At 52.2% G+C, this 10059-nt stretch carries 7 protein-coding genes and 1 pseudogene; 1 reads left to right on the top strand and 7 read right to left on the bottom strand.

Annotation, left to right across the window (positions count from 1 at the left end; translation table 11 throughout):
- Window positions 1-124 precede the first annotated feature (124 nt).
- Window positions 125-472: pseudogene (locus KDK15_RS18550) on the top strand (DUF6444 domain-containing protein); the annotation flags it as partial.
- A gap of 456 nt (window positions 473-928) precedes the next feature.
- Here the strand turns inward: KDK15_RS18550 and KDK15_RS18545 are convergent.
- From KDK15_RS18545 to KDK15_RS18515, 7 genes are all read right to left on the bottom strand, one after another.
- Entirely contained in the window at window positions 929-1459 is a 531-nt protein-coding gene (locus KDK15_RS18545) for a hypothetical protein (protein WP_257296882.1), read from the bottom strand.
- A gap of 494 nt (window positions 1460-1953) precedes the next feature.
- Window positions 1954-3540: a SpoVR family protein gene (locus tag KDK15_RS18540; RefSeq protein ID WP_257296881.1), complete on the bottom strand. Its 1587-nt coding sequence runs from the start codon at window positions 3538-3540 to the stop codon at window positions 1954-1956.
- A complete protein-coding gene (locus tag KDK15_RS18535) occupies window positions 3527-4816 on the bottom strand; it encodes a YeaH/YhbH family protein (RefSeq protein WP_257296880.1) in 1290 nt (429 codons plus the stop codon). Before KDK15_RS18535 ends, KDK15_RS18540 begins: the two co-directional genes overlap by 14 nt.
- 97 nt (window positions 4817-4913) lie before the next feature.
- Window positions 4914-6836, bottom strand: a complete 1923-nt coding sequence (locus KDK15_RS18530) for a PrkA family serine protein kinase (protein ID WP_257296879.1) — start codon at window positions 6834-6836, stop codon at window positions 4914-4916.
- A 230-nt stretch (window positions 6837-7066) separates the two neighbouring features.
- Window positions 7067-7330 (bottom strand): hypothetical protein, encoded by a 264-nt coding sequence (locus KDK15_RS18525; RefSeq protein WP_257296878.1) that lies wholly within the window; start codon window positions 7328-7330, stop codon window positions 7067-7069.
- 165 nt (window positions 7331-7495) lie between these two features.
- Entirely contained in the window at window positions 7496-9157 is a 1662-nt protein-coding gene (locus KDK15_RS21610) for a VRR-NUC domain-containing protein (protein ID WP_257296877.1), read from the bottom strand.
- Window positions 9150-9818 carry a hypothetical protein gene (locus KDK15_RS18515; protein ID WP_257296876.1) on the bottom strand — a complete coding sequence of 223 codons (669 nt, stop codon included), beginning with the start codon at window positions 9816-9818 and terminating at the stop codon, window positions 9150-9152. The genes KDK15_RS21610 and KDK15_RS18515 overlap by 8 nt, the downstream gene beginning before the upstream one ends.
- Window positions 9819-10059 lie beyond the last annotated feature (241 nt).

Here is a 10059-nt window from a genome sequence, read left to right as displayed (position 1 = left end):
GCATTCGCAAGCGTCTCGATGATGTTGATTTGAGGTAACTATTCAGCACCCCTCACTTAAATCTGGAATTTCCTGATTTTTATACCATCCTCTTAATCAGTATTTTTTGCCAACGTTCACCAACATGGTTCTACAGCCACCTTCAACTTTACCGACTGAAATTCTCTTGAAAGAGAATGCACAGCTGCGCATAAGAGTTGCCCGCCTGGAAGAACGATGTAGAGAATTGGAAGAAAAGGTTGGCAAGAATAGTCAAAACAGCAGTAAGCCACCATCGTCTGATGGTTATCAAAAAACTGAAACATTGCGCTTCATGTCAGATTTTTCAATCCCCTTCGACAACAATGGCAGCGAACGAGATGTTCGAATGGCCAAATTAAAGCAGAAAATCTCAGGCTGCTTCAGAAGTGCAGACGGAGGTGCTTTTTTTGCACGGATTCGGAGCTATTTGTCGTCAGCTAGAAAACAGGGTATGGATATGGAGCTATTGGCAAGGAGTGTAAAACCCGCTTCTGAATTTGCTTCATTACCTGAAACACACCTTGATGATCTTGTTTCCTGGTCGCAGTTGCCGCCGCAAATCAAGCAGGAACTAACACCCTACCATCAGCTTCTGTTTGCTATATATCTGGGCTTACCGATAGCGGAAATGAATAAAAAAAATGTACGATACAAACATGAGCACTCAACAAAAAAATTTGATTATTTATCCTGGTATTCACAGCAGCATGGACACAGGTTAACCCAGGAAAAATTGACCATCCCCCATGGTAAATTGCTGACCATGCTGGGGGGGCGTACTACACAACTCGCCCCGAGCATCTGGAGTTTTTGCCAATTCGCCTTGGCGGAAGAAACCGATGCAGGCTGCTAACCGACACCGGAATCCTATGAACCTATGTCAACTCCTAATCCGTCTAATCCATCTCTACTCAAACCGTCTCAGCTGCGTTGCCAGCTGTTCTGCCGTTTGCAGTTGTGCTGTCATTACTTGTACCGTTACCATGTCGTCTGCCTGATGAGCCAGTTTGATGGTATGCCTGGCAGTCTGGGCAAACGTTTCACAGGCTTTGGCAATCGCTTCAGCGTTCTGGTAGGTCTCCTGAGTTTGTGGGTCTTCAATCCGGGAGTACTCAAACATCTCATTGTAGTCCGAGGGCACCCGACGACCGAATAAGCTGATGCGCTCAGCAATCTGGTTTGATGGTGGAAAGGGTTGCACGGTCTGGTTTTGCCGCGCCTGTTGTTGAGTGGGCTGGCAGGCCGCTTCCGGAGCAGCAGCCGCCAGTAGCTGGGTAAACTCAGCAGCCCGGGCGCCCTGATTGTTCCACTGGGCCGCCTTGATCTGGTTCACTATGGCCTGCTGTTCACTGTAGGCAGCCACCAGTTTTTGGGCCAGTTCGTTTTTTTCGGCGGTTTTGATACCAGTTGCCGCTTCTTTCAATGTTGAGGCAGTCATTTCGATACTCTCAAATGGCAAGCATTAGATACCGGAACCCGATGGACAGGTCATTAATGCTGAACTCGCCAGTGGATTCGCTGCCCGTCGCCAACTGGGTCGTTGCCGATAAATCATAGGCTAACCACTGAAGACATCCAAATAACACCTTGATTCCATACTGATTCCGGTAAATTTAACTATAGCTGTGTCGTTTATTTTTTTTGTTTTTTTTTAGATTTTTAATTACACAAAAAATTATCCGACATAACCGGAAGTATTAAGTCTTCCTTCACTATGTCATGGTCGGTGTCAATCAACAGGCAGCACCAAACGACACTACTCCGGACAATCTCTGAAGTAGCACGGTGTATCCGGGGACATGGATAACGGGTTTGCGATTATTAGTCGATGGATTATAATTTCATCGTCGTTCATAGACATACCTTTGCGTTGGAGCACCAAGTCCCGGTGTAACCTGCACCGGGCACCCCACTCACTGCGGCGTTTTCTGCTTATGGGCGCTTCCGGTTGACCCGCTTTTTCGACGTAACCTGAACCCGTTCTTTGCTGTTGCTTTCCGTTCTGAAGGTGTACTGGATGATGTTGTTCTGATCTACCGAGTCCAGTTTGACATCAAATCCCCACAGGCGATGCAGGTGCTTCAAAAGTTCATGTGTGCTGTCTCGCTCCAGCGGACGTCTCTGGTGCAGGTAATGGCGCAGGGTCAACGAGCGATCGCCCCGGATATCCACGTTGTAGACCTGTATGTTGGGTTCACGGTTGCCCAGGTTGTATAGAGCGGCCAGGTTTTCCCGCAACTGCCGATAGCCCTGCTCATCATGGATGGCATCCACTTCCAGGTAGGGGTTGATGTCGTTATCGTCGATGCTGAACAAACGCATGTCCCGCATGACTCTGGGGGACAGGTACTGAAGAATGAATCCCTCGTCCTTGAAGTTCTGCATGGCAAAGTGCACGGCGTCCAGCCAGTCACTGCCCGCCAGGTCGGGGAACCATTCACGGTCCTCTTCCGTGGGCTGTTGGCAGATCCTGCGAATGTCCCGGAAGATATTGAACCCCAGGGTATAGGGGTTAATCCCGCTGTACCGCGGATCATCAAAGGCCGGCTGAAACACGACACTGGAGTGTGAATGCAGGAATTCCATAATAAAGCCTTCGGTGATCAATCCTTCATCGTACATCTCATGCATCAGGTGGTAGTGCCAGAACGTCGCCCAGCCCTCGTTCATGACCTGGGTTTGTCGTTGCGGGTAGAAATACTGGGCCACTTTACGCACGATGCGGATGATCTCCCGCTGCCAGGTCTTCAGCAATGGCGCGTTCTTTTCGATGAAGTAGAGCAGGTTCTCTTCCGGGTCTTTCGGAAACCGTTCATCCTGACGTGACTGTGGTGGCTCGCTCACCGGGATGGTGCGCCAGAGATCGTTCAGGTTGCGCTGGATGTACGCTTCACGCTCCCGCGAGCGCGCCTGTTCCTTCTCTGCCGAGACCGGAGCGGGGCGGACATAGCGGTTGACCCCCTGGTTCATCAGCGCATGGCAGGCGTCCAGCATCTCCTCGACCGCTGAAACGCCGTGCTTCTCTTCGCACCGGGCGATGTAGTGCTTGGCAAACAGCAGGTAGTCAATGATGGCGCTGGCATCCGTCCACTGCCTGAACAGGTAGTTGCCTTTAAAAAAGGAGTTGTGACCATAACAGGCGTGGGCGATCACCAGGGCCTGCATGGGCATGGTGTTCTCTTCCATCAGGTAGGCAATGCAGGGGTTGGAGTTGATCACGATTTCGTAAGCCAGCCCCATCCGTCCCCGCTGGTAGTTCTGCTGATTGTTGAGAAAGGTTTTGCCATAACTCCAGTGGTTGTACATCAGGGGCATCCCCACCGATGAGTAGGCGTCGAGCATCTGCTCGGAGCTGATCACTTCAATCTGGTTAGGGTAAGTGTCCAGCCGGAATTTATCCGCCAACCGGGCAAACTCCTGGTCGTAAAGTCCCAGAAGTTCGAAAGTCCATTCGGACCCGGTGGACAGTGGTTTTTTTCGCCGGACGGTGTGCCTTTCCGGCGCTTCAGCGGCCAACATGGGAATCCTCCTTTTTTGCAAAGAGACGCCGGAAGGTGGGGTAGATATCCGAATAGCTGTGGATGTGCTGCATGGCAAAGTGATCCGGGTAGGATTCGGCAATGTTTGCGTATTCGTACCAGAGGTTCTGGTGCTGCTGGCCGGTAATTTCCACGTAGGCGAAGTACTGGCAAACCGGCAACAGCTTGTCCAGGATAATGTTGGTGCAGGTGCTGGAGTCTTCGCCCCAGTTATCCCCGTCCGAGGCCTGGGCGATGTAGATGTTCCACTGACCGGACGGGTATCGCTGTTGAATGATGTCGTGGGTAAGCAGCAGGGCTTTTGAGACAATGGTGCCCCCGGTTTCCCGGGCGTAGAAGAAGTCGTGCTCATCACACTCCCGCGCTTCACTGTGGTGCCGGATAAAGACCACTTCCACGGCCTCGTAGTTGCGCTCCAGGAACAGGTAGAGCAACAGGAAGAAACGCTTGGCCATGTCCTTGATCTCCTGGGTCATGGACCCGGAAACATCCATGACACAAAACATCACCGCCTTGCTGGAGGGCTGGGGTACCTTGGTCATGTTATTGAAGCGCAGGTCAAAGTCGTCAATAAACGGCAGCCGTTTGAGTTTCCTGTTAAGCGACTTGATCTCTTCCTGAAGGAGGGTGGCCTGCTGCTGATCGACAGGATCCGGGCTCACTTCCATTTCCCTGAGCTGTCGCTTGAGGGTGCGGATCACTTTTCGGTCTTTACCGGACAGGGCTATGCGACGGGCATGGGCAGCCCGCAGCGAGCGCACGATATTCAGCCGGTCCGGAGAGCCGGCAGTGGTAAATCCTGCCCGTTTGAGTTGATAGTCGGTGCTGTCTTTCAGTTCTTTTCGCAGCAGGTTGGGCAGCTCCAGATCATCAAACAGGTATTCCAGGAACTCGTCCCGGTTGATCTGGAAGACAAACTCATCCGCCCCTTCGCCCCTATCGCTGGCCTGTCCGGCACCGCTGCCCTGCCCACCGCCACCCGGTGGCCGCTGAATACGATCACCACGGTGAAACCCGTGATTGCCGGGATGAACATGGCCGTGATGCCCCTCCTGCCCGTGGTGAAAAAACGGCTCACTGAGGTCTTTTCTGGGGATAGTGATATCACTGCCACTGTCAACGTCGGTGATGGAACGCTGGTCAATGGCATCCTGGACGGCGGCTTTGACATGATGCCGGTAGCGCTTCAGAAACCGCTGCCGGTTCACGGTGCTCTTCTTTTTTGCATTGAGACGCCGGTCGATGATGAGGCTCATGATGAACGCTCTCCCGATAGCTGCAGTGCTCGGTGGATCAACCCCGGTCGTGGGGCTGGAGATGTCCCCGCAGTAGGACGGACCGGTCACTACTGGATCATTGGGATTTCCGGACCCGGATGTACCATTCCGACAGCAGGCGCACCTGTTTCTCGGTATAACCGTGAACCACCATACGGGAAACGAAGTCTGCGTGCTTGCGCTGGTCCTCCTGCGAACCCTTGGCATTGAACGAGATGACCGGCAACAGGTCTTCGGTATTGGAGAACATTTTCTTCTCAATGACGGTGCGCATCTTCTCGTAGCTTAACCAGCTGGGGTTTTTGCCATCGAGGTTGGCCCGGGCCCGCAGTACAAAGTTAACCACTTCGTTGCGGAAATCCTTGGGATTGGCGATGCCCGCCGGTTTTTCGATTTTTTCCAGCTCTTCGCTTAAGGTGCCCCGGTCCAGAATGTGCCCGGTGTCCGGGTCCCGGTACTCCTGGTCCTGAATCCAGAAGTCGGCGTAGGTGATGTACCGGTCAAAGATGTTCTGGCCATATTCTGAGTAAGACTCCAGGTAAGCCGTCTGGATCTCCTTGCCGAGAAACTCAATGTACTTGGGCGTCAGATGCTCTTTAATAAAGGCAAGGTAACGGTCATGAACCTCTTCCGGAAACTGTTGCTGCTCAATCTGTTGCTCCAATATATAAAGCAGATGCACCGGGTTGGCCGCCACCTCGGTGGGATCGAAGTTGAACACCTTGGACAGGATCTTGAATGCGAACCGGGTGGAGAGCCCGTTCATGCCTTCATCCACCCCGGCCATATCCCGGTATTCCTGCAACGGTTTGGCATTGGGGTCGGTGTCCTTCAGGTTTTCGCCGTCGTATACTTTCATCTTGGAGTAGATGGAAGAGTTCTCCGGCTCCCTGATGCGGGACAGCACGGTGAACTGGGCCAGCATCTTGAGCGTATCCGGGGCACAGGGCGCCGCTTTGAGCGAGCTGTGTTCCAGCAATTTCTGGTAAATATGCACCTCTTCACTGACCCGGATGCAATACGGCACCTTGACGATGTTGACCCGGTCGATGAAGGCTTCATTGGTCTTGTTGTTCCGGAAGGACTGCCATTCAGACTCATTGGAGTGTGCCAGCAGAATCCCTTCATAGGGAATGGCCCCCAGCCCTTCGGTGCTGTTGTAATTGCCCTCCTGGGTGGCGGTCAGCAACGGGTGCAGCACTTTGATGGGCGCCTTGAACATCTCCACGAATTCCATGATGCCCTGGTTGGCCCGGCACAACGCCCCTGAAAAACTGTAGGCGTCGGGGTCATCCTGGGCATACTCTTCCAGCTGGCGGATATCCACCTTGCCCACCAGGCTGGAAATGTCCTGGTTGTTTTCATCACCGGGTTCGGTTTTGGCAATGGCAATCTGGTTCAGCCTGCTTGGGTAGAGCTTGACCACCCGGAACTGACTAAGGTCGCCACCAAACTCGTTCAGGCGCTTGACCGCCCAGGGGGACATGATGTAGTTGAGGTAGCGACCGGGAATGCCGTATTCCTCACTAAGAATGACCCCATCCTCTTCAGGGTTGAACAGTCCCAGCGGCGATTCAAACACCGGCGACCCCTTGATGGCATAAAACGGCACCTTTTCCATCAGCTGCTTCAGTTTCTCGGCCAGGGAGGACTTACCGCCCCCCACTGGACCAAGCAGATAAAGGATCTGTTTTTTCTCTTCCAGGCCCTGGGCCGCATGCTTGAAATAAGAGACCAGCTGTTCAATGGCCTCTTCCATGCCATAAAACTCCTTGAACTCCGGGTAACGTTTGATCAACTTATTGGAGAAAATCCTGCTCAGTCGCGGATCACGGGCGGTATCAATGACTTCCGGCTCACCAATGGCCTTCAGCATGCGCTCGGCCGCATTGGCGTAGACCGAAGGGTCCTCTTTACAGAGTTTCAGGTAGTCCAGCAGGCTCAGCTCTTCCTGCTGAACTGCCTCATACCGTTGCTGGAATTGCGCAAAAATGGACATAGCTAACGTTCCCACCGTTGTAGAAAGGAAGAGAGGAGACATCGAACCGGGTAGCGCCAGAGAACAGGAACACCAGCTGCCCCCTTGGTTCAATGAACACACGCTGCACGTGTGGTCTCTGCAGTCTGACAAACAATGAACGACTAGTGACAGTTAAATGATTGGCTAATCAAACCCAGGTAACACTCGATGTGAAAAAAGACCTGAACAGCGCACATACCCTGAAAATGTTACCTGCTCTTTCGGTAACAATCCCTGATGCCCACCTCTTTCAGGGGGTAATTGTCGATCAAATGGTGATAAACCAGACTGCTCTGCTGTTCACAGGCAAGGTTAATCTGTCGTTCAATATCTGCAAGATTCGCTTGTGCCGCCACCGCTCGTTGAATCACTGCGTGGACATCCACATGCAGCTCTCTGGCTTTGCTGAGCAAATCGGCAGAGAGATCGGTTTCAAATACAACGGGACTGTCTTGACCGGTTTTTATAGCCATGATCAACCTCCTCAATCATCAGCTGTCGCTTAATTGTAGCAAATCAAATAGAGTTGAAGCGTTTTTGCAATCGGCATCTTCTCAAACTCCCTGAGCTTGCTGGCTGTCTGGTCACAATTGACGCCATGGGCTGCCAGAAAAAAATAAGGGAAGTACGATAATTCGCTACTTTATATTGAGCCGCGTTCTGTCCGCTGCCCATCTGACATACACCACCTCTGCAGGAATCCCGTTTTCCTGAAAAAATGCCAACCACAATTTCTGGTTTTCCTGCAGCCTGTCTCCCGGCCCCTTAACCTCCAGCCACTGGTACCGGTTATTTCCCGGATCAAACAGGATCAGATCCGGAAACCCGGTTCGGTTGTGGGCAATATCAAACATCAGTCGTTGAAACATAGCTCGCAGTTGTTCTATCGGTATCAACGATACGGCCAGGGTAATCAGCTCCGGACTGAGCGCTGGCCAGATAACCAGACGATTGCTGATCCCCTGCTTCCCGTTATAGGTGGCCAGCAGAGTATCCAGAAGATTGCTCTCAGACATTTCTGCCAGCCGGTGATAAATCAAATCCTTACAGCTCCGATAAAAATCCGGGGTCATCAAGTCTGCTGGTCCGCTCTGAAACGGATGGAAGAACGCCCCCTCCCGGTCGGCAAAAATAATATCCCAGAACCACAGGCCAGCAAGCCCATTGATCAAGGCATTTTCCACATAAAACACCTGCCAACCCTGGTGTTTGAAATGCGCCTGAACCTGAAATTCAACCCGCTGACCATTGTCATTAAGCTCAAGCGTCAGTTCATTAAACTGTGCAGTTTGCCGCCGACGCTTTTCGCCCTTCAGGGTTTTGGCAAACCGATGGGCAAAAGCCAGCTCCAGGCTGCTGGCCGGTGACGCCTGAATCTCTTCACAAAGTGCCAAAGCGCCAGCCGTATCATTGAGTTTGGCCAAAATGCGAGTCCGCCGTTCCCGGGACGGGGGCAGATGCGACTGCTGAAAACTGGCGACTGCCTCCCGCAAAGCACCTTGCCTTTCCAGGTCGCGGGCAATGGCATTCACCAGCCGGGCATAACGACGCTTAAGGGTCGGATGGCTGAAATCAGACGACGGCGGTAATTTTGCGGTCAGGGCCTGCAACTCATCAAGGTCACGTTTCTTATGGTCCCGGGCAACTTCCTGCCAGAGTAGTGACAGGCTCAACCCCTGCTCCAGCTCCTCACGACTGTTAAACAATCGGGATTTCAGCGGGTAATTTTCGAAGTGATTCAATCCCAGGTCCTGAAGTACGAACTCCGTCAAATCCTGACTGAGATTACCAAAGAACAGGAACAATAAGGTTCTCAGTTCTTCCCTGTACAGAGGTTGAAGTATGGTAAATGGTAGATCAGGGCATGGGTTACCGCTATCAACCAGGCGGTTTACCAGGATCTGCTTACGTTCACTTCGGTAAGGGCCAAGCTGGTCAGGAAAACAGAGCAGTAACTCGCTTTTGGTCATAAGATCTGACAACGCAACCATATCCAGCGGCGAGTTAACCTGCATAAGACCCGCGCCGGCCAATTCATTGACCGCCAGCTCAATGGATGCAATTTCCGGATAGCTGAGTTTATCGGACCGAAACATCGGGCCTTTGCGCCCCACCAGGCGCACATAGAGTTTCTGTGCATCCTCCCCCAGCAGCCGGAAGGTGTTTAGAAAATCGGTTTCGCGGCAACTCAACAAATCAGCATACTGCTGCTCAACAAAACCAAGCAGCTGGTGAAAATTGGTCAGATAATAGTCTTCAGGTAATACCACCGGTGTTTGCAATGCAGCCTCGCTATTCACAGGCAGCAATATCGGAAGGGCGGAACACCCGCAAACCGGACACATCCAGCAACGACTGCTGGTACATCAATGTTGCCAGTGCTTTAATCCGGGTGGGGCGAAGTACTTTCCAACTGGAAACCGGCAGGCTGCCTAACAGCGACATCAAATAAAAACCGACAGACTCCATCAGCCGGAACTCATCGCGCTTGCCATGCAACAATGACGGCTGGTAAATAGCCAGAGAGCGAAGTCCCATTGTTTTCAGCCCGCTCTCCGCCTCACCTTTCACCTTCATATAAAAGACCAGCGAACCCTTATCTGCCCCATGGGCACTGACCAGATGAAACGACGGCTGTCCATGGTCTACTGCCCACTGCCCGAGCGCCAGAACATAATCACGATCAACTTTGGCAAAGGCTGGCTTTGAGCCAGCCTTTTTAATGGTCGTACCAAGGCAACAGAACAGGACGTCAACGGTTAAATCCAGATCCTTTAACTGGTCCAGGCTCAGCACCACCTCCCTGACTTTGGCGTGACCAGCCCATTGCGTACTCCGGTAATGGAGAACAACGACCTCAGAGTAATGGCTACTCTCCAGCAGGTATTGCATCAACACCTGCCCGGTGGCACCGGTCGCACCAACCACCATGGCAACCCTGGGGGGCTTTTCTTTACTCATCCTTTTTAACCCGACTATCCAGTTAAGTGGAATCACAAATACCAGTCGAAATCGTCTGGCAAATCAAGTAAAAAATGCAGCATAACTATTTTTATGAGAATGGAACCGCAGTTTATGACCAGGCTTGCAGAAACATTGGCCGCCGTTGACCAGCTTCACCAGATGGACCCAGGCATCATTGATGATACCCCGGCAGAGCTAAGGAATTGTCCCGAAATAATTTCGACATTTTGAACTCGGT

The organism is Endozoicomonas sp. YOMI1, assembly GCF_024606345.1.
Classification (GTDB): Bacteria; Pseudomonadota; Gammaproteobacteria; order Pseudomonadales; family Endozoicomonadaceae; genus Endozoicomonas.
This window is presented reverse-complemented; position numbering and strand designations above follow the sequence as displayed.